This is a genomic window from Klebsiella sp. 7-CIP_Kleb. (assembly GCF_050378655.1).
Classification (GTDB): domain Bacteria; phylum Pseudomonadota; class Gammaproteobacteria; order Enterobacterales; family Enterobacteriaceae; genus Klebsiella; species Klebsiella quasipneumoniae.
On sequence record NZ_JBNRLJ010000005.1, the window covers coordinates 203,295 to 229,628 of the forward strand.

Genomic DNA, 26,334 nt, shown 5'->3' on the forward strand with positions numbered 1-26,334 from the left:
ATGGCGAATACACAACACACGCAGGGGCCGGGTCAGCGCGTCTTCTCCATTGGCCAGCGTATCGTTACGCTGCTGGTCGAAATGGTGGAAACAAGGCTGCGCCTGGTCGTCGTGGAGCTGGAGGAGGAGAAAGCCAACCTCTTCCAGTTGCTGATCATGACCGGACTGACGCTGCTGTTTGCCGCGTTTGGCCTCATGAGTCTGCTGGTGCTGGTTATCTGGGCCGTTGACGCTCAGTACCGCCTGCACGTCATGATCGCCACCACCGTCGTGCTGCTACTCGCCGCCGCGATTGTCGGAATCCTTACCTTACGTAAGGCGCGACGCTCCACACTGCTGCGCCTGACCCGAAGAGAGCTGGAGAACGACCGTGCCCTTCTGGAGGAAGATAAACCATGAATGGCCGAGAGGAGCGTGAACGGCAAAAGGCGCAACTGCTGCGCCAGATCCAGCAGCAACGGCTGGAGCTGAGCGCCTGTCGCCGCCACTGGCTGGATGCGACTGCGCCCTTAGACCGAGGCTGGCATACGCTGCTCAGTTTACGTTCGTGGCTGATGGTAGGCAGCGGTCTGATGGCCGTGTGGTCCGTACGGCACCCGCATTTTTTAATGCGCTGGACCAAACGCGGACTGGGTTTATGGAGTACCTGGCGGCTGGTCCGCGGGATCCTGCGCCAGTCGACAGTCCGCTAGCCGCCCGGAGCGCGGGCGCTTTTCCCGGCGTCCCGCTCTGCCACTTCCCCGCCCGATACGCAACGCCGTTCGTAACAGCTTGCCTCCTGGCCGCCATCCGCGGTCAGCCAGTCCTCTTACCCGCCTGGCCAGGCCTATACCAGGAGCGGTAGTGATCCATCGCGTTCAGGAATCTTTCGCCCCCCTCTTGCCGATTACTCAGAAACTTTGAACTAGATCTACAGTTTTCCTTGCTAACAATTCCCTCTCCGCCTCGCTACTATCCTCTCCATCGACAGCAACACCGTGTAACTACGCGGGATTGCGCTAAAAAACAAAACCGCCGCCCTTTGGGTTTTCTGGAGTAAGAAATGAAAAAATTAGAAGATGTTGGTGTACTGGTAGCGCGCATTCTGATGCCGATTCTGTTTATCACTGCAGGATGGGGCAAAATCACCGGTTATGCGGGAACCCAGCAGTATATGGAAGCCATGGGCGTACCGGGTGCGCTGCTGCCGCTGACCATCCTCCTTGAATTCGGCGGCGGACTGGCGATTCTGTTCGGTTTCCTGACCCGGACCACCGCGCTGTTCACCGCAGGCTTTACCCTGTTGACCGCGTTCCTGTTCCACAGCAACTTTGCGGAAGGCGTGAACTCCCTGATGTTCATGAAAAACCTGACCATCGCTGGCGGTTACCTGCTGCTGGCCATTACCGGACCGGGCGCATTCAGCATCGACCGTGTACTGAATAAGAAATGGTAAGCGCACTATACTGAATGAAAAAAGCGAGGAGACCACTCCTCGCTTTTGCTATCTGAAGTCTGAAGGAGGAACAAAGATGGGACAATTAGTCGACGGCGTCTGGCAGGATACCTGGTATGACACAAAATCCACCGGTGGGCGTTTTAAGCGTTCCGTTTCCGCCTTCCGTAACTGGCTCACCGCCGATGGCGCGGCCGGCCCGAGTGGCGAAGGGGGATTTGCGGCGGAAAAAGATCGCTATCATCTGTACGTCTCTCTCGCCTGCCCGTGGGCGCATCGCACGTTAATTATGCGTAAGCTGAAAGGACTGGAGCCCTTTCTTCCTGTCTCCGTGGTCCATCCGCTGATGCTGGAAAACGGCTGGACCTTTGACGACAGCTTCCCGGAAGCCACCGGTGACACCCTTTATCAGCACGATTTTCTCTATCAGCTGTATCTGCACGCCGACCCGCACTACACCGGCCGCGTCACCGTCCCGGTACTCTGGGATAAAAAACAGCAGACCATCGTCAGCAATGAGTCGGCAGAAATCATCCGTATGTTTAATACCGCCTTCGATGGCCTGGGCGCCAGAGCCGGGGATTACTACCCGCCGGCGCTGCGGGAACAAATTGATGAGCTGAACGGCTGGATCTACGACAACGTCAATAACGGCGTGTATAAAGCCGGCTTTGCCACCAGTCAGCAGGCTTACGACGAAGCGGTGGATGCGGTGTTTACCTCACTGGAGCGGCTGGAGCAGATCCTCGGTCAGCATCGTTACCTGACGGGCAATCAGCTGACGGAAGCGGATATTCGCCTGTGGACGACGCTGGTACGCTTCGACCCGGTGTATGTGACCCATTTTAAATGCGACAAACGACGCATCAGCGATTATCTCAATCTCTACGGTTTCCTGCGCGACATCTACCAGATGCCGGGTATCGCGGAGACGGTGAGTCTTCCGCATATTCGTCACCACTATTACCGCAGCCATAAAACCATTAACCCTACCGGCATCATCTCCATTGGGCCGCAGCAGGATCTCAGCGAACCGCACGGTCGCGACCAGCGCTTCCGTTGATCCGTCGGGCGCCAGTGATGGCGCCCAATAATTCATAAAACAGATATTTACCCACCATTCATTCACGTCTATTCTTATTGCGATCGCTTAAAAAACAAGTGATTGACGGTTAATTGAGGCGTAGAAATGGACTGGTATCTCAAGGTATTAAAAAACTATATAGGATTTGGCGGCCGTGCGCGGCGCAAAGAGTACTGGATGTTTATTCTGGTCAACCTCATCCTGACCGGCGTATTGAGCATCATCGATAAAATGCTGGGCTGGCAGCGGGCGGGCGGCGAAGGCATTCTGACGACCATCTATGGCATACTGGTCTTTTTACCGTGGTGGGCGGTGCAGTTTCGGCGTCTGCACGACACCGACCGCTCGGCATGGTGGCTGCTGCTGCTGTTGATCCCGGTCATCGGCTGGCTGGTGATTCTGATCTTTAACTGCCAGCGCGGAACGGAAGGCAACAACCGATTCGGGCCCGATCCAAAACCCTTTTCATACTAAATCTTCCTGCTCCTCCCGCTAGCGGGAGGAGCGTTCTCGACTATCTGCCGGCAAAAAGCTTAGGGATCTCGCGCAGGCACCAGGACTTCGCTTCGCCCATGCTGTCCCGTCGCCAGGCCATGATAATGTCAATTTCATTGGTATATTCCGGACTAACCACCCGCAAGCGTCCTTCGGCAATATCCTTCTCCACCAGCGGATAGGGCATGGTCGCCACGCCTAACCCGGCCAGAAGCGCCTGGCGCTTATCTTCAATGGTGCTCACCGTTAAGCGCGGCTGTTTATCCAGCAGCTGAACGGTGAGAACGGGCCGCTCGCGCGCGGTATCCGCCACCGCGACGCCACGATATTTCACGCGGGTGACCTCAGAGAGCGGTTCAGGCTCCTGGTGGATCGGGTGGTCCGGCGCCGCGACGTACACGCTGAGCACCGAATAGAGTTTGCGCGAGTTAATCTCCGAGGAGGAACGAAAATGCATATCCGGCGCGACAACGATATCCGCCCGCCCCTGCTCCAGCCGCTCCCAGGCACCGGCCAGCACCTCAGTGATAATCGACAGCTGGGTGTTAGACTTGGTCGCCAGTTTCTCAATCAGCGGAAACAGATCCGGCGTGGGCACCAGCGCTTCAGTGACGATCGTCAGGTGAGTTTCCCAACCGCGTGACAGGGCTTCGGCGTCGGTGGTGAGCTTGTCCGCCGCCTCAAGCAGCACGCGCCCGCGCTCCAGCAGCATCCGTCCGACATTGGTGAACTTTGTGCGATGACCTGAGCGGTCAAACAGCACCACGTCCAGCTCCTCCTCCAGTTTTTGCATGGTGTAGCTCAGGGCGGAAGGCACGCGTCCCAGCTCATCAGCCGCGGCAGCGAAGCTCCCGCGACGGTCGATAGCATCCATCACGCGTAACGCTTCCAGCGTTAATGCTCTCTCTTTGGCCATCGCTTTCTCATTCAGGAAATTTGAACATACCGGGCAGAATATCTGGCTAACAATACAGCGTCCATACCTTTACCATTGATTTAGTGTAAAGAGAGGTCAAGAACATGATTACTACCCGAACAGCCAAACAATGCGGACAAGCAGACTTCGGCTGGCTGCAGGCCCGCTACACCTTCTCCTTTGGCCACTACTTCGACCCGAAATTACTGGGCTTCGCGTCCTTACGCGTTCTCAATCAGGAAGTGCTGGCGCCAGGCGCTTCCTTCCAGGCCAGAACGTACCCAAAAGTCGATATCCTGAACCTGATTCTGGAAGGCGAAGCGGAGTATCGCGACAGCGACGGCAACCACGTGCAGGCCAAAGCCGGTGAAGCACTGCTGATCGCCACCCAGCCTGGCGTGAGCTATAGCGAGCACAATCTGAACAAAGAGCAGTCGTTAACGCGGATGCAGCTGTGGCTCGATGCCTGCCCGCAGCGGGAAAACCCGTTGCAGCAGAAAATCGAGGTCGCCAACGCGCCGCTACAGCTGCTGGCCTCACCGGATGGGGGGAATAATAGCCTCCAGCTTCGCCAGCAGGCCTGGGTCTATCATATCGCGCTGGAAAAAGGTGAGCAGATCAACGTGCAATTGCATGGGCCACGCGCCTACCTGCAGTCGATCCACGGCACGGTCCATGCCGTCGCGCAGGAACAACCAAAACAGGCTCTCACCTGTGGTGATGGGGCATTTATTCGTGACGAAGCTAACATTACCCTCGTCGCCGATACGCCGCTGCGCGCTTTGCTGATAGATTTACCGGTGTAACAACGGAAGTGATGGAGTCTGTCAGTGAGTAAGAAGAAAAACAGAAAAAAGGCGTCTCCGACGCCGCTAGCCCCGACGCCGCCGGAAACCGTCGGCGTCGTCAGCTTTGGTTATGATGAGATGCTTAGCGAACTGGAAGCCATTGTTGCCGAGGCGGAGATTCGCCTGCGGGATGAAGAAAGTCTCGCCTGAACCTGCAGTATGGATTATTCGGCTATCCTTGATGACTTCCCACTTATATCGGCCCCGAAAGGGGCCGATGGCATTATTCACTCAGCGCGTCGGCAAGATCTTTTTTCACCTGGGTACGCTGCTCGGGTGTTAGTACTTGATTCACATCAAAATAGTACTTCACGCGATAATAACGTACCTGTTGATCAATTTTACTGAAAGCCGCCAGCTGATCCTTCACCGCTTTCTCATTCCATTTACCGGAATCAATCACGTTAATCAGCGCGCCATCTTTAATGTCTTGCTGTGAAATCTGCTGCACATTATTTTCCAGCTGCTGATGCAGGCTTTTAATTTTCGCCACCTGATCGCTGGTGAGTTTTAAGTGCTGGACAATAGGATCCTGCGCTGGCGCTGGCGCCGCCTGCACGTCCGCGGCCTGTGCCGTCAGAGAGAAACCGCTGGTCAGAAGGGTGGCGAACGCAATACGGGTTATTAATTTCATTGTCTTATCCTGATGTGAAATTGCCAGAAATAGCGGTTTATTATTTTACAGCCGGGAGTGAATAATTGTAAAAAATAATACCTAAAGATTATTTTCATTCGTGATAAGAATAAAAACACCAAACACATTGATTACATGAATGAGGTCACTATGTTAATTCGTACACTCCATACAACAACATTAACTCATTACTTTCAATTAAAGAAGCAGATCAAATAGTTGACAGTGGTGACTTTTTCTTTAATTTAATCAGCGCACATCACGTTATCCAGTGAATCAGGGATATCATTAAAAAAATAAATAGGGAGATAGGTATGTTATTACGCTTTCGTGTATTACCGTTGGTATTTTTCATATTGTTGTTAAGCGGCTGCGGCCTGGCCTCTAAAGCCTTTTATTCCGCAGGCGATAAATTATTTCAGCCGGGAGATGACGCCGTCGCTTCGATGCAAACGTATTCCGTCGCGCAGTTTCTGCAGCCGTTTACTCTCAATCCGGCGAAGGCCAGCAGCGATTATCTGGGTAAATGGGTTAAAGTGCGCGGCGTGATTGCCGACATTCGCAGAATGAGCGGCATCGCCGGCAGCTACTATTTTACCGTGACCATGCGCGATGAGCAGAATAAAACGGATAAACATCTGACCTTTAATTTTGGATCGCATAACAGCGCAGACGTCGAGTCTTTAAGCAACGGCAGCATCGCCACGATTATCGGCCAGGTTCATCAGGTGCAAGATACCAGGATACCGACGCTACAGAATCCTAAGGTGGTTAAATAACGCTAGCTGACCGCTACGCCGCGCGTTTTTGGTATAGCGTCGTGGACAGTCATTCATTCGCGTCACGGATTCAGATAGCAAAAACCCCGCCGGAGCGGGGTTTTGACATAAAGAGGTGAAACTGACCGGTAAGCCGCGTGCTTTTGGTATAGCGTCGTGGACAGTCATTCATCCTGCGTCCGGTATTTAGATAGCAAAAACCCCGCCGAAGCGGGGTTTTGACATAAAGAGGTGAAACTGACCGGTAAGCCGCGTGCTTTTGGTATAGCGTCGTGGACAGTCATTCATTCTGCGTCCGGTATTCAGATAGCAAAAACCCCGCCGAAGCGGGGTTTTCTAAGGAGTGAAACTGACCGATAAGCCGGGTTCTGTCGTGGACAGTCATTCATCTAGGCCAGCAATCGCTCACTGGCTCAAGCAGCCTACCCGGGTTCAGTACGGGCCGTACCTTATGAACCCCTATTTGGCCTTGCTCCGGGTGGAGTTTACCGTGCCACGGACTGTTACCAGCCGCGCGGTGCGCTCTTACCGCACCCTTTCACCCTTACCTGATCCCGCTTGCGCGGGCCATCGGCGGTTTGCTCTCTGTTGCACTGGTCGTGGGCTGTGACACCCCCCAGGCGTTACCTGGCACCTTGCCCTATGGAGCCCGGACTTTCCTCCCCTCCGCCCGTCTCCCCCCGAAGGGGGACGACGACGAAGCGGCGACTGTCTGGTCAGCTTCGGCGCGCAGTATAGTGGGTTTACCGCCCGTTGTCATCCTTCTGTCGTCATCCCGACCAGCAGGGTGGCGACGATATTGCGCGATGCATGATAAATATTATCAAACGCGCCGCGAAACGCCGCTTCCTGCGTCGCAACTGAGGTTAACACGCGGAAACGGCATCAATACCGCGTCCATGCTAGCCCCGCCGTGGCAGTCTGGCACTGTTGCACCAGGCATAACCACCAGGCCGCGCAGGGGCTCTTCTTGTTAGCGAGTCACTTCCACTTTCGCCAGCTTTTCGTAGTAGCATGCCAGCGCGCTATGGTCAGCGGTGCCCAGACCGTCCGCACGCAGCGCCTGCATCATCTCCATTACCGCCGCTGTCAGCGGCAGTTGAGCGCCCACGCCATGGGAGGTATCCAGCGCATTGGCCAGATCTTTAATATGCAGATCGATCCGGAAGCCCGGCTTGAAGTTACGATCCATCACCATCGGCGCTTTGGCATCCAGCACGGTACTCCCCGCCAGACCGCCGCGGATCGCCTGATAAACCAGATCCGGATTGACGCCGGCTTTGGTGGCCAGGGTCAGCGCTTCGGACATGGCAGCGATGTTCAGGGCGACGATCACCTGATTGGCCAGTTTGGTCACATTGCCCGCGCCAATGTCGCCGGTATGCACCACGGAGCCGGCCATCGCTTTCATCAGATCGTAATATTTGTCGAAGATCGCCTTGTCGCCGCCGACCATCACCGACAGGGTGCCGTCGATCGCTTTTGGTTCGCCGCCGCTTACTGGCGCGTCCAGCATATCAATACCTTTGGCCTTCAGCGCTTCGCTAATTTCCCGGCTGGCCAGCGGCGCAATAGAGCTCATGTCGATCACCACGGTGCCCGGTTTCGCGCCTTCAATAATGCCGTTTTCCCCCAGCGCCACCTCTTTGACATGCGGCGAGTTCGGCAGCATGGTGATGATCACATCGCACTGCTCGGCAATCGCCTTCGGCGTGGCCGCGGTCTCTGCGCCCGCGGCGATTACGTCGGCAATCGCTTCCGGATTACGGTCAGACACCACCAGCGAGTAACCCGCCTTCAGCAAATTTTTGCTCATCGGCTTGCCCATAATGCCAAGACCGATAAAACCCACTTTGATTGTCATATTGTTCTCTCTCTTCATCCTGGTGATTATTTTTTAAAGGCATCAGCAAGTTTCTGGGTTGCGGAACGGAAGACCCCCAGATCGCTGCCGACGGCGACAAAAGTGGCGCCCCACTCCAGGTAGCGCCGCGCATCGGCCTCTACCGGCGCCAGAATGCCGCTTGGCTTACCGTGCTTCTTCGCGCTGGCGAAGATATGCTGGATGGCGCGCTGCACCTCAGGATGGGCGGCATTGCCCAGATGACCTAACGCGGCGGCCAGGTCGCTCGGGCCGACGAACAGGCCGTCGACACCTTCGGTCGCGGCAATCGCCTCGACGTTGTCCACCCCGGTCTGGCTCTCAATCTGTACCAGAATGGAAATGTTTTTATTGGACTGGGCGAAGTAGTCCGGCACGGTGCCGAACATATTGCCGCGATGGGAAACGGAGACTCCGCGGATCCCTTCCGGCGGGTAGCGAGTAGAAGCCACCGCCTGCGCCGCCTGTTCCGCTGTCTCGACAAATGGCACCAGGAAGTTATAGAAGCCGATATCCAGCATGCGCTTAATGATGATGGGCTCGTTGGTCGGCACGCGCACCACCTGAGCGCTGGAGCTGCCTTTCAGCGCCATAAGCTGTGGGATAAGCGTGGTGACGTCGTTCGGCGCATGTTCCGCGTCCAGTACCAGCCAGTCGAAACCCGCCAGACCCAACACCTCGGTGCTGATCGGATTGGCCAGCGCGCACCAGCAGCCAATCTGCACCTGATGAGCCGCCAGCGCGGCCTTAAATTTGTTCGGGAAAATTGCGTTATCCATGATTTTTACCTTGCGTTAATCGTTGCTAACTTCTGCAATTCATTCGTTATATCACCAGCCCGGCGAGAGAGCCCCATTAGGCTGGAAAAGCGTATCGCCTGACCCCAAATATTATCCGCAGAATAAACCAGCGAATGGGTGTCCTTTTTTATTTCCTGCCCTTGAGTCCGGAAAATGTAAGCCCATCGCAAATTAACCATCTTTTAATATTCGTTAGGTGACTGCTAAATTATTAACCCGCGATTAAAAGGCAAACCATGCGCATATCGGACGTCACAAAAACACGACTCAGTATAGTCAGCTCCCACTCGCCAGACACTATGCATAAACACAATATAAACACATTTTTTAAAGCCTTAGTTGGGCAATCGCCTTAAGCTATGGGCGCTAATCCACACTTCTTACGATTCCCCACCCTCCGCGCGCGTCCATGGCGACAAGGAGTGATTCAGATCACATCTTCACGCCGACACACCTGACATGCTTTATTTCATTATTCTGCTTAACAGCGCCAGAATTACCATTTAATGATATTTTTAGCACCTGTTTGGAGATAACTGGACAATGGCTGATATTTCAATTCGACAACAATCGCCTACCGCGTTTTATATAAAAGTTGACCCGACAGATAATGTGGCGATTATTGTCAACGATCGGGGATTAACCGCCGGAACGCGTTTCCCGGACGGCCTGACGCTCATCGAGCACATTCCACAGGGTCATAAAGTCGCCCTGGTGGATATCCCAGCCCACGGTGAAATTATCCGTTACGGAGAAGTCATTGGCTTGGCAATGCGCGACATCCCCAAAGGAAGCTGGATTGACGAGTCGTTAGTGGCGTTGCCCACCGCCCCGCCGTTGAACACCCTGCCGCTGGCCACCAAAGTGCCGGCCCCGCTGCCGCCGCTGGAAGGCTATACCTTCGCAGGCTACCGCAATGCCGACGGCAGCGTGGGCACCAAAAATCTGCTGGGTATCACCACCAGCGTGCACTGCGTTGCGGGCGTGGTCGATTACGTGGTGAAACTCATTGAACGCGACCTGCTGCCGAAATATCCCAACGTCGACGGCGTGGTGGGTCTGAATCACCTCTATGGCTGCGGCGTAGCGATTAATGCGCCAGCGGCGGTGGTACCAATACGCACCATCCACAATATCGCCCTTAACCCGAACTTCGGCGGCGAAGTGATGGTCATTGGCCTTGGCTGTGAAAAGCTGCAGCCCGAGCGGCTGCTGCAGGGGACGGAAGATGTCAAAAGCATCCCGGTGGACAGCGCCAGTATCGTCAGCCTGCAGGATGAAAAGCACGTGGGCTTTAAATCGATGGTCGATGACATTCTGCAGGTCGCCGAGCGCCATCTGGCGAAACTCAACCAGCGTCAGCGGGAAACCTGCCCGGCTTCTGAACTGGTGGTGGGTATGCAGTGCGGCGGCAGCGACGCTTTCTCCGGCGTGACCGCCAACCCGGCGGTGGGTTACGCTTCCGATCTGCTGGTGCGCTGCGGCGCGACGGTGATGTTCTCAGAGGTGACCGAAGTCCGCGACGCTATCCATCTGCTGACGCCGCGGGCGATCAACGAAGAGGTGGGTAAACGCCTGCTGGAAGAGATGGCCTGGTACGATAACTATCTCGATATGGGCAAAACCGACCGCAGCGCCAACCCCTCACCCGGTAACAAGAAAGGCGGCCTGGCCAACGTGGTGGAAAAAGCGCTGGGGTCGATTGCCAAATCAGGAAAAAGCGCCATCGTTGAGGTGCTTTCCCCCGGGCAGCGCCCGACCAAACGTGGCCTGATTTACGCCGCCACCCCCGCCAGCGATTTTGTCTGCGGCACCCAGCAGGTGGCCTCTGGCATCACGGTGCAGGTGTTCACCACCGGCCGCGGCACGCCTTACGGACTGATGGCGGTACCGGTGATAAAAATGGCGACTCGCACCGAGCTGGCTAACCGCTGGTATGACTTAATGGACATTAACGCCGGCACCATCGCCACCGGCGAAGAGACGATTGAGGAGGTGGGGCTGAAGCTGTTCGAATTTATTCTCGACGTCGCCAGCGGACGCAAGAAAACCTTCTCCGATCAGTGGGGCTTGCATAACCAACTGGCGGTATTCAACCCGGCGCCGGTAACCTGATCGCGACACTGGCAGCCCACTCCCCTTCAGCCCGGATTTATCCGGGCTTGTTGATTAAGCGTGCTGTGCGGCAAGAAAAGCGCTGATCTGCGCCTGCGTCGAGGTACCTTCCATCGGTCCACGCTGGCTAATCGCCAGCGAGCCGCTGGCATTTGCCCATCTCAGCGCCTCCTGCGGCGTGGCGCCATTGAGGAACAGGCTGACAAAGGTGGCGCCAAAGCAGTCCCCGGCGCCTGTCGGATCCACCACTGGCACGTTGAAGCCGGCGACATGGTGTGTCTCGTTGGCGCTAAAGTAGCTGGCGCCACGCGGCCCGCGTTTAATCACCACATGCTTCACGCCGCGTTTCAGTAGCTTATCAACCAGGACCTGCTCATTGCGCTCCGGATTGAGGCCAAAGTAATCCAGCTCGCCGTCGCTCGGCAGGAAGATATCGGTGTAGTCGAGGATATATTCAAAAGCCTGCGACATCTCCGGGATGTTAAGCATCTCTTTGCGAATATTGGGGTCGAACGACACCGTCCCGTTGCGGCCTTTTATATTTTCAATCGCTTTACGCATCGCATCGATAATACGGAACGAGAACAACGACGATCCCATAATGTGAAAATGCTGACACCGGTTGAGCAGCGCCTCATCAATGTGGTCGGCGGTCAGTAAACCGCAGGCGCTATTGGGCATGTTAAAAATAAAATCGCGCTGCGCCTGACTACGATAGCTGACGAAGGCGCTACCGGTGGTCGCTTTCTGCAGCATGGCGATACCGTTGACGTTAACGCCGTCTTTCTCCAGCCGCGCAATGTTCATCTCACCAAAGGCGTCGCTGCCCACGCAGCTAAACAGCACGGAACCAAAACCCAGCTTAGCTACCTGATCGGCAAAGATTGCCGGCGCCCCGCTCGGATAGGGCCCCCAAAATTCACCGGGGCGGGAAAAACCCTGATTCTCTTCCTTGGCGAGAAACTCCACCAGCAGCTCGCCGATGGTGCAAATGGTTACGTTCATCACCGCTCCTGGTTTGTCTTATGCAAAGCCGTGTTGAGCCATGTCAGGCATTCATTGTTGGTATAGCTGTTGGTCAAACCCGCAGCGAGGAAGCAGGCATGGTACTCTGCCGCGACCACCTGCGGGGTCACGACGCTGCTGATCTGTTGCAATTCACCCACAGCATAACGTTTCTCGCCATAGACTGGTCGGGACGCGACAATCGCAATGACTCGTTTACTCTGGGCGACAGCCTCGTTTAGTAAATGTGCTGTGACCTCGTTACGCACGCTCAGCGTGCCGTCTTCGGCAATATGATCCACCGCTATCAGGGCACGTGAAGGGCGGTAATGGCCTAACGCCTTCAGCGCCAGATCGCCCTCCACAATCCGCCCCTGGCCTGACAGCACCCCGCCAAGCAGAACGGTTTCCCCATTTAAAAACTCCTGCGCCAGCGCGACATGGCCCAGATCGTTTAACAGCAGGCAAAGCTCTTCTCTGTTGGCCAGAAAGGGGATCACTTTGCGCAAAATAGAACCCTGACCTAAAAACAGCGTTTCGCCATCTTCTATCTGCGCCGCCACCTGGCGAGCCATTTCCGTCTCCAGCGCTTTATCCCTGACGGCCGGTGCTTCCCGGGTCACCGCAACCGGCGCGCCAGCCTGGGCAGTATAAATCGCCCCGCCGAAGGAGCGTTTCAAGTAGCCCTGCTGCTCGAGGTAGTTGAGATCGTTACGGATTGTCACCCCGGAAACAGCCAGCATTTCGGCCAGATCGTCGACTTTGATCTCGCCGTTCTTACGAACGATCTCTGCGATGTCCAAGCGCCTTTTCAGCAGGCTGGTTGACGGTTTTGCCACGGTTTATGCCTTATTATTTTCTCCTGGAATAACTTTCATTTTTAAATTTCCCTGGTGCAATGTCAAACCGCGGCTGTATACCCACTCCGCCACAAATAAAATAATCAATAATAATCATATAGTTACAAAAACACACCTTCCCGGCGAAAACTTTAAAAAAGAAACATTAAAAATATTATTAACTTTCATTTTAAAAATCAATTCATCATTGTGTGCGGTTGATCACACCTAAAAGCCGAGACGATCGGTACATTACTTTCAAATTGAAGGTTATTAGAGACAAATAGCTTACAACTTGAAAATAGAGGACTAAAATGTACATCATTTCCAGTAAAAACATGCTGTTGAAAGCTCAACGACAGGGTTATGCCGTGCCGGCTTTCAATATCCATAACCTCGAAACTATGCAGGTCGTCGTTGAAACGGCAGCTGAGCTACACTCCCCCCTGATCCTTGCCGGCACGCCCGGTACCTATAGCTATGCCGGCACCGGCAACGTGGTGGCGATCGCCCGCGATCTGGCGAAAAAGTGGGATCTCCCGCTCGCTCTGCACCTCGATCATCATGAGGATCTGGCTGATATCACACGCAAAGTCCAGGCAGGGATCCGCTCGGTCATGATCGATGGCTCTCACTCGCCGTTCGAAGAGAACGTGGCGCTGGTAAAAAGCGTAGTGGAGTTGAGCCACCGCTATGATGCCAGCGTAGAAGCCGAGCTGGGCCGTCTGGGCGGGGTAGAAGACGATCTGGTGGTCGATGCAAAAGATGCGCTCTATACCAACCCCGAACAGGCCCGCGAATTTGTCGCTCGTACCGGTATTGATTCGCTGGCCGTTGCCATCGGTACCGCGCATGGCCTTTACACCGCCGAACCGAAGCTTGATTTTGAGCGCCTGGCGGCTATTCGCGACCGCGTTGACGTTCCGCTGGTCCTGCATGGCGCTTCCGGCCTGCCGGATAGTGATATTCGCCGCGCCATTTCTCTGGGCGTCTGCAAAGTCAACGTCGCCACCGAACTAAAAATTGCTTTCTCGGATGCACTGAAAGCCTACTTCCTGGAAAATCCGGGCGCCAACGATCCTCGCCACTATATGAAACCGGCGAAAGCGGCAATGAAAGAGGTCGTTCGCAAAGTGATTCACGTTTGTGGCTGCGAAGGACAACTGTAATCAGCGAATCGAAGGAGCCTTGTCGTGATCCACACCCTGACACTGAATACCGCGATTGATATGAATATCTTTTGCGATCCGCTCCAGCCGGCGGCAGTCAACCGCACCCGGCAGACGGAATATTGCCCGAATGGTAAAGGGGTTAACGTCTCGCTGGTATTACATCATTACCAGCAGCCAACCCATGTTATGGGCATATTCGGCGGTTTTACCGGCCGCTATATCGTTGAGGAACTACGCAAACAGCATATTAACGTCACGCCGGCATGGGTCGCTGAACCCACCCGTATTAATATCTTTATTAACGACGGCAGCGATGAATACAAACTGGTAAATCCCGGCGCGCGGATTGACGATGAAGGAAAAGAACAAATTCTTCATCATTTACAGTGCGTCGCGCCTGGTGATTATTTAGTTATCAGCGGCAGTCTGCCACCGGGAATAGAGAGCCGGTTTTATAGCGAGATTCTAGTGCTGTGTCAGCAAAAAGGGTGTGAAGTCATCTTAGATATCAGCCACCCGGTGCTGCGCCAGCTGTTAGAGTGGCGTCCGCTATTGATTAAGCCCAATGACGACGAGCTGAAAGAGATCTTTGGTCTGGATGTCAGCAACCCACGGCGGGTACGCGAAGCAATGCAAACGCTCCACCAGCTCGGGGCCCGTAACGTGCTGCTGACCCTTGGCGCGCAAGGACTCTACTTTTCGAATGGCGAGCAGCTGTGGTTCTGCTCGGCCCCGAAAATCGAGCTGGTCAGCTCGGCCTGCGCTGGCGATGCCGCGCTGGGCGCGTTCCTCAGCCAATGGCTTAACACAGACGATATTCCCCAGGCGCTGGCGCTGGCCAGCGCCACCGGCGCCGATGTTGCCGCCTCCGCCGGGCTTGGCAAATTAAACCGTACACAAGAATTATTACAACAACTTCAGATCGTCCAATTATAAAGGTCCGATTATGAAAAAAATTATTGCCGTTACCGGCTGCCCTACAGGTATTGCTCATACATTTATGGCTGAAGAGGCCTTAAAAACCGCAGCGAAAAAATTAAACGTTGAAATAAAAGTCGAAACCAATGGCGCTTCCGGCGTAGAAAATGCCATTACGCCGGAAGACCTGAAGGATATTTATGGCGTAATTATCGCTGCCGATAAAGATGTTAATGCCGAACGTTTTAATGGCTTACCCGTTATCGAGGTGCCGGTTAAAGAAGCCATTCACCATCCGGCGGAATTAATTAATAAAGTCGTTAACGGTCAGGCGCAGCGTCGCCAGGGACTCTCCGCGACGACGGATCCCGCCGAGAAATATGAGCGAGAATCCTTCGGCCGACAGATTTACAAACATCTGATGAGCGGCGTTTCCAACATGCTGCCGTTCGTTGTCGCCGGCGGGATCTTAATCGCCGTTTCTTTCCTGTGGGGCATCTACTCCGCCGATCCGAATTCACCGCAGTATAACGTGATTGCCGCCACCCTGATGAAAGTCGGTCAGCAGGCGTTCTCGATCATGGTGCCGGTGTTTACCGCCTACATTGCCTGGTCGATATCTGGCCGCCCGGGTATGGTTGCCGGTTTTGTCGGCGGCCTGCTGGCGAACGCCACCGGCGCCGGGTTCCTCGGTGGGATCATCGCCGGTTTTGCAGCTGGGTATTTTATGCTGCTGATCCGTCATCTGCTCGACGGTCTGCCGCGGCAGTACGAAGGGCTGAAGTCGATCTTCATTATGCCGCTGATCGGCGTCCTGGTGATTGGCGTGATGATGGTCCTGCTCGGCCAGCCGGTGGCAGCGATCAACAATGGCATGATGAACTGGCTCAGTTCTCTGCAGGAAGCCAACCCCATCCTGCTGGGGATCGTGGTCGGCGCAATGTGTTCCTTCGATTTCGGCGGGCCGGTCAACAAAGCGGCCTATGTCACCGGTACGCTGCTGCTGGGGCAAGGTAACTATTTCTTTATGGCCGGTGTGTCTGCCGCCTGCATTACGCCGCCGCTGGTCATCGCCCTGGCGACCACGTTCTTTCCGAAAGGCTTTAGCGAGGAAGAACGCGCCGCCGGGATGGTCAACTATATCCTCGGCTGCACGCACATTACCGAAGGTGCAATTCCCTTCGCCGCCAAGGATCCACTGCGGGTGATCCCGATGATGATGATCGCCTCCTCAATTTCTGCGGTACTCAGCTACAGCTTGCATATTCAGGTTCCGGCACCGCACGGCGGCTTCTTAATCCTGCCGCTGGTCAGCAAACCGTTGATGTGGGTGCTGTGCATTCTCGCCGGTTCCGCCTGCGGCGCACTTATGCTGGGATGCTGGCGGCTGTGGCAAAAACGCACTGACAAAGCGACAGCTCTTGCTGGCGCCATGAAATAAGGAGCACGCTATGCAACTGACTTCTGCCGATATTTGTTTCGATCGTCAGGTCAAAACGAAAGACGAGGCGCTACAGCGTGTCGTTGCAGCCCTGACTCAGGCCGGACATACGCAAGCAGCCTATCTGCAAGGCATGCGCGAGCGCGAGGAGCAAATCAGCACCTATCTGGGCAACGGCATCGCCATTCCCCACGGTACGCCGCACAGTCGCGACGCAGTGCTCAAAACGGGCGTTAAGGTGCTGGCTTGTCCGCAGGGGATTGACTGGGGTGAGGAGCAAACCGCCTATCTGATTGTCGGTATTGCGGCTCAGGACAATGAGCATCTCGATATTTTGCGCCAGCTCACCCATGCCCTGGGCGACGATCGGGTGCCTGAGGCGCTGACGCGCGCCGATACCCCTCAGGCGGTGCTGGAAATTCTCGCTGGCGATATCCCTCTGCCGGCAGGCGAAGAACCGCAACCCGCGCCGCATTTTGACGAAGAGGCCACCTTTACCCTGCGCAATCCGCACGGTCTTCATGCCCGCCCCAGCGCGGTGCTGGTGAAAGCCGTCAAGCAGTGGCGATCGCAAATCCAGGTCGAAAACCTGGATACGCGCTCCGCGATTGTTGATGCCAAAAATCTGATGCGCGTCGTATCGCTGGGTGCCAAACAGGGTCATCGTCTGCACTTTATGGCCAGCGGCAACGATGCGCAGCAGGCGTTAAAAGCCATTGGCGACGCTTTTAACGCCGGTCTCGGCGAAATTGCCGCCCAGCCGCAGCAGGTCTCTCAGGAAACCGTCAAAACGAAACGCAGCTGGCTCTCCCGACTATTTAGTTAATTTTCAATCAATTAAAAACGCCCTGCCTTCCTGGTCAGGGCGTTTTTGTCTCGAAAGACGACACCTTTCACTGCGTTACATCACTATTTATCGATACAGATCACAATTCAAAACAAAGCCATTTGCGACCAAAACAAAACATAACGAATATATTCGAAAGAAAACGGAGGTTGTAAATGAAAGAAATTATCTCTCGCCACAAGTCCGGCGAACATATCGGCATCTGTTCAGTGTGTTCAGCGCATCCGCTGGTTATCGAAGCGGCGTTACGTTTCGATCTGCCGACCAACAACAAGGTGCTGATCGAAGCGACGTCCAACCAGGTAAATCAGTTTGGTGGCTACACCGGCATGCAGCCGGCCGATTTCCGCGACTTCGTCTACAACATCGCGCGTACCGTCGGTTTCCCGGCTGAGCGCATTATTCTTGGCGGCGATCATCTCGGGCCGAACTGCTGGCAAGATGAACCAGCAGCCGTGGCGATGGAAAAATCAATCGACCTGATCAAGGCCTACGTCGCCGCCGGCTTTAGCAAAATCCATCTTGATGCGTCAATGTCCTGTGCTGACGATCCGGTGCCGTTGGATCCTGGTGTGGTTGCTGAGCGCGCCGCCCGCCTGTGTCAGGCTGCCGAAGAGAACGCCAGCGCTGAGCAAAAGCGCCACCTGACCTACGTCATCGGGACCGAAGTTCCGGTTCCCGGCGGTGAGGCCAGCACCATCGGCAGCGTACATGTCACCCGGGCGCAGGATGCCGCCGCGACGCTCGAAACCCATGAAGCCGCCTTCCGCAAGCTGGGCCTCGACGCCGCGCTGGAACGCGTGATCGCCATCGTCGTGCAGCCAGGCGTGGAGTTTGACCATACGCAAATCATTCATTACCAGCCGCAGGAAGCGAAAGCGCTTTCCGCCTGGATCGAAAGCACCCCGATGGTCTACGAAGCGCACTCCACCGACTACCAAACCCGCCAGGCTTATCGTGCGCTGGTCCGCGACCACTTCGCCATTCTGAAAGTCGGCCCGGCGCTCACCTTTGCCCTGCGTGAAGCCATCTTTGCCCTCGCCCAAATGGAAAATGAGCTGATCGCCCCGGAGTCTCGCAGCCGCGTAATGGAGGTGATCGACGAAGTGATGCTTAACGAGCCGGGCTACTGGAAAAAATACTATCGCCCCACCTGGAGCCAGGCGATGGTCGATATCCACTTCAGCCTTTCCGACCGTATCCGTTATTACTGGCCGCATCCGCGTATTCGCCAGAGCGTTGAGAAACTTATCGCTAATCTGACCGACGCTAAGCTGCCGCTGGGGCTTATCAGCCAGTATATGCCGGTGCAGTTTGAACGACTGTCGCTGAATGAACTGAACGCCGAGCCGCACGCGCTGATCCTCGACAAAATCCAGGATGTCCTGCGTGCCTATCGCTACGGCTGTTCTTCTGAAACCGCCTGAAGTTAAGAGGATATATGAGTCAACTGTTTGTTCGTACCGGCATTCATTTCAGTTCCAGCCAACAGGCACTGGAACACATTGGCGCAGAGATGCTGGCGCGAGGCGTCGTACACGATAGCTATCCCGCCGCCCTGCTCGAACGCGAAGCGACTTTTCCCACCGGCATCGCCCTGGAACAACACGCTGTCGCTATCCCGCACTGCGAAGCGGTTCACGCGAAATCGCCGGCCATTTACCTGATACGTCCGGACATGCCGGTCCCTTTTCAGCGCGCTGACGACGACGGCGAAATCGATGTTTCGCTCATCATCGCGCTGATTGTTGAAAACCCGGCGGCACAGCTGAAGCTGCTGCGCCGGTTATTTAGTGAGCTACAAAATCCGCACACACTGGAGGCACTGCTCGCCGCTTCCGACGATCAGCTACCGGTGCGGTTCCAGCAATTTATCCTTGAGCCCGAGCTTAACGCCGTGGCTTCATAAGATACTGATAATAAAAGGGGTACCCTATGAAACGTAAAGTTATCGTCGCCTGTGGCGGTGCCGTCGCCACCTCCACGATGGCGGCTGAAGAGATTAAAGAGCTATGTGCAGACCACAATATTGAACTGGATTTGGTGCAGTGCCGGGTTAATGAAATCGAAACCTACATGGACGGGGCGGATCTTATCTGCACCACCGCACGCGTGGAGCGAACCTTCGGCGACATTCCGGTGGTGCACGGCATGCCGTTCGTTTCGGGCGTCGGCATTGAAGCCTTACAACAGAAAATTCTCGGCATCCTCGCGGAGTAAACGCCATGTTTAGCGAAATCATGCGTTATATCCTCGATCTTGGTCCGACGGTGATGCTGCCGATCGTGATCATTATCTTCTCCAAATTACTGGGGATGAAGCTCGGGGATTGTTTTAAATCTGGTCTGCATATCGGGATCGGTTTCGTCGGTATCGGGCTGGTCATTGGCCTGATGCTCGACTCCATCGGCCCGGCGGCAAAGGCGATGGCGGAGCATTTCCAGATTAATCTTCATGTGATCGATATCGGTTGGCCGGGTTCATCACCGATGACCTGGGCGTCGCAAATCGCCCTGGTGGCAATCCCGGTGGCCATCGTGGTCAATATCGTGATGCTGGTTACCCGTATGACCCGCGTGGTGAACGTCGATATCTGGAACATCTGGCATATGACCTTTACCGGCGCGATGCTGCACATCGCTACCGGGTCGTACTGGATAGGTATTCTCGGCGTGGTGGTGCATGCCGCCTTTGTGTATAAGCTGGGCGACTGGTTTGCCAAAGATACCCGCGATTTCTTCGGCCTTGAGGGTATTGCGATACCCCACGGTAGTTCGGCGTATTTAGGGCCGGTTGCTGTCCTCGTGGATACCATCATCGACAAGATCCCCGGCCTTAACCGCATTCACTTTAGCGCCGATGACATTCAGAAACGCTTCGGTCCCTTCGGTGAACCGGTTACCGTTGGCTTCGTCATGGGGCTGGTGATTGGCGCGCTGGCGGGTTACGACCTGAAGGGCATTCTTCAGCTGGCGGTGAAAACCGCAGCGGTGATGCTGCTGATGCCACGGGTGATCAAGCCGATTATGGATGGCCTTACGCCGATAGCCAAACAGGCGCGTAAGCGTCTGCAGGCCAAATTTGGCGGCCAGGAGTTCCTGATTGGTCTCGACCCGGCGCTGCTGCTCGGCCATACCTCGGTGGTCTCGGCCAGCCTGATCTTCATCCCGCTGACCATTCTTATCGCCGTCGTGGTTCCTGGCAACCAGGTTCTGCCGTTTGGCGATCTGGCCACCATCGGCTTCTTCGTGGCAATGGCAGTGGCGGTACATCAGGGTAACCTGTTCCGCACGTTGATTTCCGGGGTCATCATTATGGGTATCACCCTGTGGATCGCCACCCAGACGATTGGCCTGCACACCCAGCTGGCGGCAAACGCCGGGGCCCTGAAAGCCGGCGGCATGGTGGCCTCAATGGACCAGGGTGGTTCGCCGATTACCTGGCTGCTGATCCAGCTCTTTACCTGGCAAAATGTGGTTGGCTTCGCGGTCATCGGTATCATTTATCTGGCCGGCGTTTTACTAACCTGGCGTCGCGCTCGCGGCTTCATCGCGGCGGAAAAAGCAGAAAAAAGCGCTGCCCCGCAACAAAGTACAGGCATGTCTTGATCTAAAAGGGGAGCGTTCGCTCCCCTCAATCTTATAGCTGGAGAATGTTATGAAATCAGTGGTAATCCATGCTGAGGGGAACGTCTGCGTTGAAGAACGCCCTATCCCTACGCTGCAAACGGAAAACGATGTCCTGGTCAAAGTAGTCAGTTCCGGATTATGCGGCTCTGATATCCCGCGCATTTTCGCCAAAGGCGCGCATTACTACCCTATTACGCTGGGACACGAATTCAGCGGCTATGTGGAATCCTACGGCGCGGCGGTAACCGACCTGCAGCCCGGCGATGCCGTCGCCTGCGTGCCGCTGCTGCCCTGCTTCCAGTGCCCGCAGTGCCAGCGCGAGTATTTCTCTTTATGTAAACAGTATCAGTTCGTCGGCTCACGCAGCGAAGGCGGCAACGCCGAATATGTGGTGGTAAAGCGCGCCAACCTGTTCCGCCTGCCGGACCAGATGCCAATTGATGACGGCGCGTTTATCGAACCGATAACCGTTGGCCTGCACGCTTTCCATCTGGCGCAGGGCTGCGAAGGTAAAAACGTGATTATTATCGGTGCCGGCACCATTGGCCTGCTGGCGCTGCAGTGCGCCCGCGAACTGGGCGCCAACAGCGTCACGGCGATCGATATCAATCCGCAGAAACTGGAACTGGCCAAAACCCTTGGCGCAACCCGTGTGTTCAACAGCCGCGAGATGAGCGGCCAGGCGATTCAGCAGGCGCTGGAAGCCATTCAGTTCGACCAGTTAGTCCTCGAGACCGCCGGTACGCCGCAGACCGTCGCATTAGCGATTGAAGCCGCCGGGCCGCGGGCGCAGCTGGCGCTGGTCGGCACGCTCCATTACGATTTAACCCTCCCGGCCGCCACCTTCGGGCAGATCCTGCGCAAGGAGTTGAATATTGTCGGTAGCTGGATGAACTACTCTGGCCCGTGGCCAGGAGAAGAGTGGCAAACGGTCACCCGCCTGCTGACAGAAAAACGCCTGCAGCTGGCGCCGCTGATCGCCCACCGCGGTGACGCGGAGAGCTTTGCGCGTGAAGTGCAGGCGCTCAACGGCGCGCCGATGCAGGGCAAAATCCTGCTCAAACTCTCCTGACCGCCCGAGCCAGCCCTCGGCGCTGGCTCATCAAACCTTTCGAAAATTATCGTTCAACTTTCGTTACCCTTCGATTACACTGAGATGAGTTAATTATCAGGCAAATCAAGATGAACTCATTTGAACGAAGGAACAAAATCGTCGATATGGTGAATACGCAGGGTAGCGTATTGGTTCTAGACCTTTCGAATCTCTTTGGCATCTCTGAGGTAACGATTCGCGCCGATCTCCGCTTACTGGAAGAGAAAGGGCTGTTAACCCGTTTTCACGGCGGCGCCGCCCGTGCGGGCAGCGACCTGACCGACGCCGAAAATCAGGAAGTGGTACTGGAAGATCGTTATCAGCTTGCCAGCGATCCCAAAAAGCGCATCGCCCAGGCCGCCGCGGCAATGATCCGTGAAGGTATGACGGTGATCCTCGATAGCGGCAGCACAACCCTGCTGATTGCCGAGGCGCTGGTGCGGATGACCAATATCACCGTGATCACCAACAGCCTGCCCGCCGCGTTTACCCTGGCGGAAAATAAAGACATCACCCTGGTGGTATGCGGCGGTACCGTGCGGCACAAAACGCATTCGATGCACGGCACAATTGCCGAACGTTCGCTGCAGGGAATTTGCGCCGATTTGATGTTTGTCGGCGCCGACGGTATCGACGCCACCAACGGTATCACCACCTTTAACGAAGGTTACTCCATCAGCAGCGTGATGGCCGCCGCCGCGCATCAGGTGATCGCCGTGCTCGACGCCAGCAAATTCAATCGCCGGGGCTTTAACCAGGTACTGCCGATGGAAAAAATAGACTGCGTGATCACCGACGACGGCATTAGCGAAAATGACCGTGCAGCGTTAAGCAGCAAAAAGGTGGAACTGAAGATAGTGTGATTGCGCTTAGCGATGCGAAAACTCAGCATTGGTATCGCAAGTGAATCTGCACTTTTCTTCCGACATTTCTTCCGACATGTAGGAGGACGCTCAAGCAGCTCTTCACTATCTGAAGGGCTGCTTGCCAGACTTCAATTGGGTCTACAGGATCACTCCCCCTGCTGCTCCAGGGCATACTTATACAACGCATTTTTCTTCACGCCGTGGATTTCCGCGGCCAGCGCGGCGGCTTTCTTCAGCGGCAGTTCCGCCTGCAGCAGCGCCAGAGTCCGCAGCGCGGCCGCCGGCAGCGCCTCTTCCTGCGCCTTAAAGCCTTCGACGATCAGCACCATCTCGCCTTTGCGACGGTTTTCGTCTTCCTTGACCCACGCCACCAGCTCGCCAATCGGCGCGCCGTGGATCGATTCCCAGGTTTTGGTCAGCTCGCGGGCCAGCACCACATAGCGAGATTCTCCCAGTACCGCGCAGATATCTTCCAGACTCTCCACCAGCCGGTGGGTCGACTCATAGAAGATAAGGGTGCGCGGCTCTTCTTCCAGCGCTTTAAGGGTATCGCGACGGCCTTTCGATTTCGCCGGCAGGAAGCCTTCATAACAGAAACGGTCGGAAGGCAGGCCAGCGGCGCTCAGGGCGGCGATAGCCGCACAAGGACCCGGCAGCGGCACGACGCGGATATTGGCTTCGCGGCAGGTACGCACCAGATGATAGCCTGGGTCGTTAATCAGCGGCGTGCCCGCATCGGAGACCAGCGCGATGTTTTGCCCTTCTTTCAGTTTAGCGAGAAGTGTTTCCGCCTTTTGCTGCTCGTTATGGTCGTGAAGCGCAAATAAACGGGCGTTAATCGCAAAATGTTGCAGCAGCAAACCGGTGTGGCGGGTATCCTCCGCAGCAATTAAATCAACGGCTTGCAACACTTCCAGTGCGCGCTGCGTGATATCAGACAGATTTCCTATCGGAGTGGGCACAATATAGAGCTGCCCCTGAGAATTATCCGCTGATTCGTGTTGTTTCATTGTCTCGTCCGTATTGCCGATTTAATATTGAGCATTGAGCCAAAAAAATATCACTGGACACTTATGGTACCGTCAACATTTCTTCGCTCTAAGCCCGCGCGCTGTCTGCCCGTATTGCTGGCGACTCTTCTTTTTGCTGGCTGCGGCACCCACACGCAGGATCAAAGCACGGCGTTTATGCAGGGTACGTCGCAGGCCAACTCCAGTTTCTACTTGCAGCAGATGCAGCAAAGCACGAATGATAGCAAGACCAACTGGCAATTACTCGCCATTCGTGCACTGCTGCAGGAAGGAAAGCAGCAGCAGGCCATCGACCTGTTTAACCAGCTGCCGTCCAACCTGGACAGCACCCAGGCCCGTGAACAGTCACTGCTGGCAATAGAAGTAAAGCTGGCGCAGAACGACTATCAGGGGGCCCGTATTCTGCTGGCTAAGCTTGACCCGGCAAGCCTGGAGCAGCCTCAGCAGGCGCGCTACTGGCAGGCGCAAATCGATGCCAGCCAGGGCAAACCCTCGGTGACTCTGCTGCGCGCCTTAATCGCCCAGCAGCCGCTGCTGAGCGATGCCAAACAGCGCCAGCAAAATATTGACGCGACCTGGCAAGCGCTGACTGCGATGACCCAGGATCAGGCCAATGAGCTGGTGATCAATGCCGATGAAAACACCCTCCAGGGCTGGCTGGATCTGCAGCGGATGTGGTTTGACAACCGCAACGATCCCACGCTGCTGAAAGCCGGCGTCAAAGACTGGCAGACGCGCTACCCGCAAAACCCTGGCGCCAAAATGCTGCCAACGGCGCTGGTGAACATGCAAAACTATAAGCCCGCCTCCATCAACAAGATTGCGCTTTTCCTGCCGCTGAACGGCCAGGCCTCGATCTTCGGCCGCACCATCCAGCAGGGCTTCGAAGCCGCCAAAAACGGCGCGCCGTCGGTGACGGGCAGCGCGGTTCCCGCTCAGGTTGCTCAGGCGGCGAACACGTCCGGTAACGATGACGTGGTAAGCCCGTCGCAGGCGGAAATTAGCGATCTGACGGCTGCCGGAAGTCGCGCTGAACCGGTGCAGGCCCCGGCGCAAACTCAGGCAACGCCAGCGGCGGAGCCGGCGGCTCAGGCGCCGGAAGCGACCACCACGCCGCAGACCACCGCGTCCCCGGTCACCCAGCCGGTCACCGCCCCGGCCGCACAGCCGCAGCCAGTGGTCGCCACCGCCGCCAATCCCTCTGCGGAACTGAAAATTTACGATACCACCAGCCAGCCGATCGGCCAGCTCCTTGCCCTGGCTCAGCAGGACGGCGCCACCCTGGTCGTCGGGCCGCTGCTAAAAGAGAATGTCGAAGATGTTCTCAAGAGCAATACGCCGCTCAACGTGCTGGCGCTCAACCAGCCGGAGAAGGTCGAAGGCCGCGCTAATATCTGCTATTTCGCGCTGTCACCGGAAGACGAAGCGCGTGACGCCGCCCGACACATCCATCAACAGGGCAAACAGACGCCGTTGTTGCTGGTTCCGCGCGGCGCGCTGGGCGATCGTGTGGTCAACGCGTTTGCCGACGAGTGGCTGAAGCTGGGCGGCGCCAGCGTCCTGCAGCAGCGTTTTGGCTCCACGGCGGAGCTGCGCGCCGGCGTTAACGGCGGAGGGGGCATTGCGCTGAGCGGCACCCCGGTCTCCACCCTGCCATCAGCGCAGAACAGCGTCCTCGGCACGGCGGATGAAATGCCGGTTAGCAGCGGCGGCAGCGTCGACGCGGCCTATATCCTCGCCACCCCGGAACAGATTGGCTATATCAAACCCATGATCGCGATGCGCAACGGCAGCCAGAGCAATGTCACCCTGTACGCCAGCTCGCGCAGCGCACAGGGCACCGCAGGTCCGGATTTCCGTCTGGAGATGGAAGGCCTGCAGTATAGCGAAATCCCGATGCTGGCTGGCAGCAACCCGGCGTTGATGCAGCAGGCGCTGTCTGCGGTGCGCAATGACTACTCGCTGGCGCGTCTGTATGCGATGGGCGCTGACGCCTGGTCGCTGGCAAACCACTTCACGCAAATGCGCCAGACAACGGGCTTCGAGTTGAACGGGAATACCGGCGATCTGACGGCGACTCAGGACTGCGTGATTACCAGGAAACTGTCATGGCTCAAATACCAGCAGGGACAAATCGTCCCGGCCAGCTAAGCAAACAGACCGGCGATGCATGGGAAAACCGTGCTCGCCGCTGGCTTGAAAGCCAGGGCCTGCGTTTTATTGCCGCCAATGCTCGCGAGCGTGGCGGCGAAATTGACCTCATTATGCGCGACGGCGCCGTCACCGTCTTTGTCGAGGTGCGCTACCGCCGCAGCGCTCTGTACGGTGACGCGGCGGCCAGCGTCACCCCGCAAAAACAGCAACGCCTGCTTAAAGCCGCCCGTTTGTGGCTCTGCCGACAGAATGGGAGCTTTGAGACTGTGGATTGCCGTTTCGATGTGGTAGCCTTCACCGGAAACGACATCCAATGGCTAAAAAACGCCTTTGGCGAATAGCGTAATACCA

28 protein-coding genes, 1 other RNA gene and 1 pseudogene are annotated in these 26,334 nt (G+C 56.1%); 21 read left to right on the forward strand and 9 right to left on the reverse strand.

The genetic code is table 11. The annotated features are described in order from the left end of the window. From ACQUTI_RS18245 to ACQUTI_RS18265, 5 genes are all read left to right on the forward strand, one after another. Nucleotides 1-399, forward strand: a complete 399-nt coding sequence (locus ACQUTI_RS18245) for a phage holin family protein (RefSeq protein WP_023291093.1) — start codon at nucleotides 1-3, stop codon at nucleotides 397-399. Next, the gene (locus ACQUTI_RS18250; RefSeq protein WP_254465687.1) at nucleotides 396-692 is read left to right on the forward strand and encodes a YqjK-like family protein; all 297 of its coding nucleotides are present in this window, start codon (nucleotides 396-398) and stop codon (nucleotides 690-692) included. Before ACQUTI_RS18245 ends, ACQUTI_RS18250 begins: the two co-directional genes overlap by 4 nt. A gap of 350 nt (nucleotides 693-1,042) precedes the next feature. Then, complete coding sequence (locus ACQUTI_RS18255; RefSeq protein ID WP_002917920.1) at nucleotides 1,043-1,435, forward strand: DoxX family protein; 393 nt, start codon at nucleotides 1,043-1,045, stop codon at nucleotides 1,433-1,435. Between the two features lie 76 nt (nucleotides 1,436-1,511). Then, a complete protein-coding gene (locus ACQUTI_RS18260; RefSeq protein WP_004206129.1) occupies nucleotides 1,512-2,498 on the forward strand; it encodes a glutathione S-transferase family protein in 987 nt (328 codons plus the stop codon). Between the two features lie 126 nt (nucleotides 2,499-2,624). After that, on the forward strand, nucleotides 2,625-2,993 hold the full coding sequence (locus tag ACQUTI_RS18265) for a DUF805 domain-containing protein (RefSeq protein ID WP_017900662.1): 369 nt from the start codon (nucleotides 2,625-2,627) through the stop codon (nucleotides 2,991-2,993). Nucleotides 2,994-3,033: 40 nt separating this feature from the next. Here the strand turns inward: ACQUTI_RS18265 and ACQUTI_RS18270 are convergent, their stop codons facing one another. Then, nucleotides 3,034-3,930, reverse strand: a complete 897-nt coding sequence (locus ACQUTI_RS18270) for a LysR family transcriptional regulator (protein WP_004144865.1) — start codon at nucleotides 3,928-3,930, stop codon at nucleotides 3,034-3,036. Between the two features lie 104 nt (nucleotides 3,931-4,034). On the opposite strand from ACQUTI_RS18270, the gene ACQUTI_RS18275 reads away from it, so the two are divergent. Together ACQUTI_RS18275 and ACQUTI_RS18280 are read left to right on the forward strand one after the other, a co-directional pair. Further along, nucleotides 4,035-4,736 carry a pirin family protein gene (locus ACQUTI_RS18275; protein ID WP_080838303.1) on the forward strand — a complete coding sequence of 234 codons (702 nt, stop codon included), beginning with the start codon at nucleotides 4,035-4,037 and terminating at the stop codon, nucleotides 4,734-4,736. A gap of 24 nt (nucleotides 4,737-4,760) precedes the next feature. Next, nucleotides 4,761-4,928: a hypothetical protein gene (locus tag ACQUTI_RS18280; RefSeq protein WP_004206134.1), complete on the forward strand. Its 168-nt coding sequence runs from the start codon at nucleotides 4,761-4,763 to the stop codon at nucleotides 4,926-4,928. A gap of 73 nt (nucleotides 4,929-5,001) precedes the next feature. Here the strand turns inward: ACQUTI_RS18280 and ACQUTI_RS18285 are convergent, their stop codons facing one another. Further along, on the reverse strand, nucleotides 5,002-5,412 hold the full coding sequence (locus ACQUTI_RS18285) for a Spy/CpxP family protein refolding chaperone (RefSeq protein ID WP_004206135.1): 411 nt from the start codon (nucleotides 5,410-5,412) through the stop codon (nucleotides 5,002-5,004). Nucleotides 5,413-5,726: 314 nt separating this feature from the next. Between ACQUTI_RS18285 and ACQUTI_RS18290 the strand changes: the two genes are divergently transcribed. Beyond that, nucleotides 5,727-6,191: an OB-fold putative lipoprotein gene (locus tag ACQUTI_RS18290; protein WP_122542551.1), complete on the forward strand. Its 465-nt coding sequence runs from the start codon at nucleotides 5,727-5,729 to the stop codon at nucleotides 6,189-6,191. A gap of 341 nt (nucleotides 6,192-6,532) precedes the next feature. Here the strand turns inward: ACQUTI_RS18290 and rnpB are convergent. The 4 genes and pseudogenes from rnpB to garL all read right to left on the reverse strand — a co-directional run bounded on the left by rnpB (nucleotide 6,533) and on the right by garL (nucleotide 8,852). Next, nucleotides 6,533-6,915, reverse strand: an RNA gene (rnpB, locus tag ACQUTI_RS18295) — RNase P RNA component class A. Between the two features lie 32 nt (nucleotides 6,916-6,947). Next, nucleotides 6,948-7,093: pseudogene (locus ACQUTI_RS18300) on the reverse strand (glycerate 2-kinase); the annotation flags it as partial. A 71-nt stretch (nucleotides 7,094-7,164) separates the two neighbouring features. Then, a complete protein-coding gene (gene garR / locus ACQUTI_RS18305) occupies nucleotides 7,165-8,055 on the reverse strand; it encodes a 2-hydroxy-3-oxopropionate reductase (RefSeq protein WP_004206137.1) in 891 nt (296 codons plus the stop codon). Nucleotides 8,056-8,081: 26 nt separating this feature from the next. Further along, nucleotides 8,082-8,852 carry a 2-dehydro-3-deoxyglucarate aldolase gene (garL, locus tag ACQUTI_RS18310; protein WP_004206138.1) on the reverse strand — a complete coding sequence of 257 codons (771 nt, stop codon included), beginning with the start codon at nucleotides 8,850-8,852 and terminating at the stop codon, nucleotides 8,082-8,084. Nucleotides 8,853-9,416: 564 nt separating this feature from the next. Here garL and garD point away from each other — a divergent pair. Next, a complete protein-coding gene (garD, locus tag ACQUTI_RS18315; RefSeq protein WP_017901471.1) occupies nucleotides 9,417-10,988 on the forward strand; it encodes a galactarate dehydratase in 1,572 nt (523 codons plus the stop codon). A gap of 54 nt (nucleotides 10,989-11,042) precedes the next feature. Here the strand turns inward: garD and ACQUTI_RS18320 are convergent, their stop codons facing one another. Together ACQUTI_RS18320 and ACQUTI_RS18325 are read right to left on the reverse strand one after the other, a co-directional pair. Further along, complete coding sequence (locus tag ACQUTI_RS18320; protein WP_004206140.1) at nucleotides 11,043-11,993, reverse strand: sugar kinase; 951 nt, start codon at nucleotides 11,991-11,993, stop codon at nucleotides 11,043-11,045. Further along, a complete protein-coding gene (locus tag ACQUTI_RS18325) occupies nucleotides 11,993-12,796 on the reverse strand; it encodes a DeoR/GlpR family DNA-binding transcription regulator (RefSeq protein ID WP_072140524.1) in 804 nt (267 codons plus the stop codon). Before ACQUTI_RS18325 ends, ACQUTI_RS18320 begins: the two co-directional genes overlap by 1 nt. Nucleotides 12,797-13,146: 350 nt before the next feature. Between ACQUTI_RS18325 and ACQUTI_RS18330 the strand changes: the two genes are divergently transcribed. The 10 genes from ACQUTI_RS18330 (at nucleotide 13,147) to ACQUTI_RS18375 (ending at nucleotide 22,795) form a co-directional block, all read left to right on the forward strand. Further along, complete coding sequence (locus ACQUTI_RS18330; RefSeq protein WP_004206142.1) at nucleotides 13,147-14,001, forward strand: tagatose bisphosphate family class II aldolase; 855 nt, start codon at nucleotides 13,147-13,149, stop codon at nucleotides 13,999-14,001. 24 nt (nucleotides 14,002-14,025) lie between these two features. Next, nucleotides 14,026-14,940 (forward strand): 1-phosphofructokinase, encoded by a 915-nt coding sequence (gene pfkB / locus ACQUTI_RS18335; protein WP_004206143.1) that lies wholly within the window; start codon nucleotides 14,026-14,028, stop codon nucleotides 14,938-14,940. Nucleotides 14,941-14,950: 10 nt separating this feature from the next. Then, nucleotides 14,951-16,363 (forward strand): PTS fructose transporter subunit IIC, encoded by a 1,413-nt coding sequence (locus tag ACQUTI_RS18340; protein ID WP_004206144.1) that lies wholly within the window; start codon nucleotides 14,951-14,953, stop codon nucleotides 16,361-16,363. Nucleotides 16,364-16,373: 10 nt separating this feature from the next. Continuing rightward, entirely contained in the window at nucleotides 16,374-17,189 is an 816-nt protein-coding gene (locus ACQUTI_RS18345; protein WP_032456650.1) for an HPr family phosphocarrier protein, read from the forward strand. Between the two features lie 176 nt (nucleotides 17,190-17,365). Continuing rightward, on the forward strand, nucleotides 17,366-18,637 hold the full coding sequence (gene gatZ / locus ACQUTI_RS18350; protein WP_049092418.1) for a tagatose-bisphosphate aldolase subunit GatZ: 1,272 nt from the start codon (nucleotides 17,366-17,368) through the stop codon (nucleotides 18,635-18,637). Between the two features lie 14 nt (nucleotides 18,638-18,651). Next, complete coding sequence (gene gatA / locus ACQUTI_RS18355; RefSeq protein WP_004206149.1) at nucleotides 18,652-19,119, forward strand: PTS galactitol transporter subunit IIA; 468 nt, start codon at nucleotides 18,652-18,654, stop codon at nucleotides 19,117-19,119. A 26-nt stretch (nucleotides 19,120-19,145) separates the two neighbouring features. After that, complete coding sequence (gene gatB, locus ACQUTI_RS18360; protein WP_002918119.1) at nucleotides 19,146-19,430, forward strand: PTS galactitol transporter subunit IIB; 285 nt, start codon at nucleotides 19,146-19,148, stop codon at nucleotides 19,428-19,430. Nucleotides 19,431-19,435: 5 nt separating this feature from the next. Next, a complete protein-coding gene (locus tag ACQUTI_RS18365) occupies nucleotides 19,436-20,818 on the forward strand; it encodes a galactitol-specific PTS transporter subunit IIC (RefSeq protein ID WP_004206150.1) in 1,383 nt (460 codons plus the stop codon). Between the two features lie 49 nt (nucleotides 20,819-20,867). Further along, nucleotides 20,868-21,911, forward strand: a complete 1,044-nt coding sequence (gene gatD / locus ACQUTI_RS18370; protein WP_428923338.1) for a galactitol-1-phosphate 5-dehydrogenase — start codon at nucleotides 20,868-20,870, stop codon at nucleotides 21,909-21,911. Between the two features lie 110 nt (nucleotides 21,912-22,021). Continuing rightward, on the forward strand, nucleotides 22,022-22,795 hold the full coding sequence (locus tag ACQUTI_RS18375; protein WP_004206153.1) for a DeoR/GlpR family DNA-binding transcription regulator: 774 nt from the start codon (nucleotides 22,022-22,024) through the stop codon (nucleotides 22,793-22,795). Between the two features lie 149 nt (nucleotides 22,796-22,944). Here ACQUTI_RS18375 and rsmI read toward each other — a convergent pair whose 3' ends face one another. After that, a complete protein-coding gene (rsmI, locus tag ACQUTI_RS18380; RefSeq protein WP_004144878.1) occupies nucleotides 22,945-23,808 on the reverse strand; it encodes a 16S rRNA (cytidine(1402)-2'-O)-methyltransferase in 864 nt (287 codons plus the stop codon). Between the two features lie 63 nt (nucleotides 23,809-23,871). Between rsmI and ACQUTI_RS18385 the strand changes: the two genes are divergently transcribed. Together ACQUTI_RS18385 and ACQUTI_RS18390 are read left to right on the forward strand one after the other, a co-directional pair. Next, nucleotides 23,872-25,980, forward strand: coding sequence for a penicillin-binding protein activator (locus ACQUTI_RS18385; protein ID WP_153650076.1), 2,109 nt, complete (start codon nucleotides 23,872-23,874; stop codon nucleotides 25,978-25,980). After that, nucleotides 25,938-26,324: a YraN family protein gene (locus ACQUTI_RS18390; protein WP_004206155.1), complete on the forward strand. Its 387-nt coding sequence runs from the start codon at nucleotides 25,938-25,940 to the stop codon at nucleotides 26,322-26,324. The genes ACQUTI_RS18385 and ACQUTI_RS18390 overlap by 43 nt, the downstream gene beginning before the upstream one ends. Nucleotides 26,325-26,334: the final 10 nt, after the last annotated feature.

Coding starts and splice junctions, on each gene's coding strand:
- ACQUTI_RS18330 (WP_004206142.1), top strand. CDS start 13,147: ATGTACATCATTTCCAGTAAAAACATGCTGTTGAAAGCTCAACGACAG.
- gatB (WP_002918119.1), top strand. CDS start 19,146: ATGAAACGTAAAGTTATCGTCGCCTGTGGCGGTGCCGTCGCCACCTCC.
- rsmI (WP_004144878.1), bottom strand. CDS start 23,808: ATGAAACAACACGAATCAGCGGATAATTCTCAGGGGCAGCTCTATATT.
- ACQUTI_RS18290 (WP_122542551.1), top strand. CDS start 5,727: ATGTTATTACGCTTTCGTGTATTACCGTTGGTATTTTTCATATTGTTG.
- gatD (WP_428923338.1), top strand. CDS start 20,868: ATGAAATCAGTGGTAATCCATGCTGAGGGGAACGTCTGCGTTGAAGAA.
- gatZ (WP_049092418.1), top strand. CDS start 17,366: ATGAAAGAAATTATCTCTCGCCACAAGTCCGGCGAACATATCGGCATC.
- garR (WP_004206137.1), bottom strand. CDS start 8,055: ATGACAATCAAAGTGGGTTTTATCGGTCTTGGCATTATGGGCAAGCCG.
- ACQUTI_RS18265 (WP_017900662.1), top strand. CDS start 2,625: ATGGACTGGTATCTCAAGGTATTAAAAAACTATATAGGATTTGGCGGC.
- ACQUTI_RS18390 (WP_004206155.1), top strand. CDS start 25,938: ATGGCTCAAATACCAGCAGGGACAAATCGTCCCGGCCAGCTAAGCAAA.
- garD (WP_017901471.1), top strand. CDS start 9,417: ATGGCTGATATTTCAATTCGACAACAATCGCCTACCGCGTTTTATATA.
- gatA (WP_004206149.1), top strand. CDS start 18,652: ATGAGTCAACTGTTTGTTCGTACCGGCATTCATTTCAGTTCCAGCCAA.
- ACQUTI_RS18275 (WP_080838303.1), top strand. CDS start 4,035: ATGATTACTACCCGAACAGCCAAACAATGCGGACAAGCAGACTTCGGC.
- ACQUTI_RS18260 (WP_004206129.1), top strand. CDS start 1,512: ATGGGACAATTAGTCGACGGCGTCTGGCAGGATACCTGGTATGACACA.
- ACQUTI_RS18285 (WP_004206135.1), bottom strand. CDS start 5,412: ATGAAATTAATAACCCGTATTGCGTTCGCCACCCTTCTGACCAGCGGT.
- ACQUTI_RS18255 (WP_002917920.1), top strand. CDS start 1,043: ATGAAAAAATTAGAAGATGTTGGTGTACTGGTAGCGCGCATTCTGATG.
- ACQUTI_RS18320 (WP_004206140.1), bottom strand. CDS start 11,993: ATGAACGTAACCATTTGCACCATCGGCGAGCTGCTGGTGGAGTTTCTC.
- ACQUTI_RS18375 (WP_004206153.1), top strand. CDS start 22,022: ATGAACTCATTTGAACGAAGGAACAAAATCGTCGATATGGTGAATACG.
- ACQUTI_RS18250 (WP_254465687.1), top strand. CDS start 396: ATGAATGGCCGAGAGGAGCGTGAACGGCAAAAGGCGCAACTGCTGCGC.
- ACQUTI_RS18385 (WP_153650076.1), top strand. CDS start 23,872: ATGGTACCGTCAACATTTCTTCGCTCTAAGCCCGCGCGCTGTCTGCCC.
- ACQUTI_RS18345 (WP_032456650.1), top strand. CDS start 16,374: ATGCAACTGACTTCTGCCGATATTTGTTTCGATCGTCAGGTCAAAACG.
- ACQUTI_RS18245 (WP_023291093.1), top strand. CDS start 1: ATGGCGAATACACAACACACGCAGGGGCCGGGTCAGCGCGTCTTCTCC.
- ACQUTI_RS18340 (WP_004206144.1), top strand. CDS start 14,951: ATGAAAAAAATTATTGCCGTTACCGGCTGCCCTACAGGTATTGCTCAT.
- ACQUTI_RS18365 (WP_004206150.1), top strand. CDS start 19,436: ATGTTTAGCGAAATCATGCGTTATATCCTCGATCTTGGTCCGACGGTG.
- ACQUTI_RS18270 (WP_004144865.1), bottom strand. CDS start 3,930: ATGGCCAAAGAGAGAGCATTAACGCTGGAAGCGTTACGCGTGATGGAT.
- garL (WP_004206138.1), bottom strand. CDS start 8,852: ATGGATAACGCAATTTTCCCGAACAAATTTAAGGCCGCGCTGGCGGCT.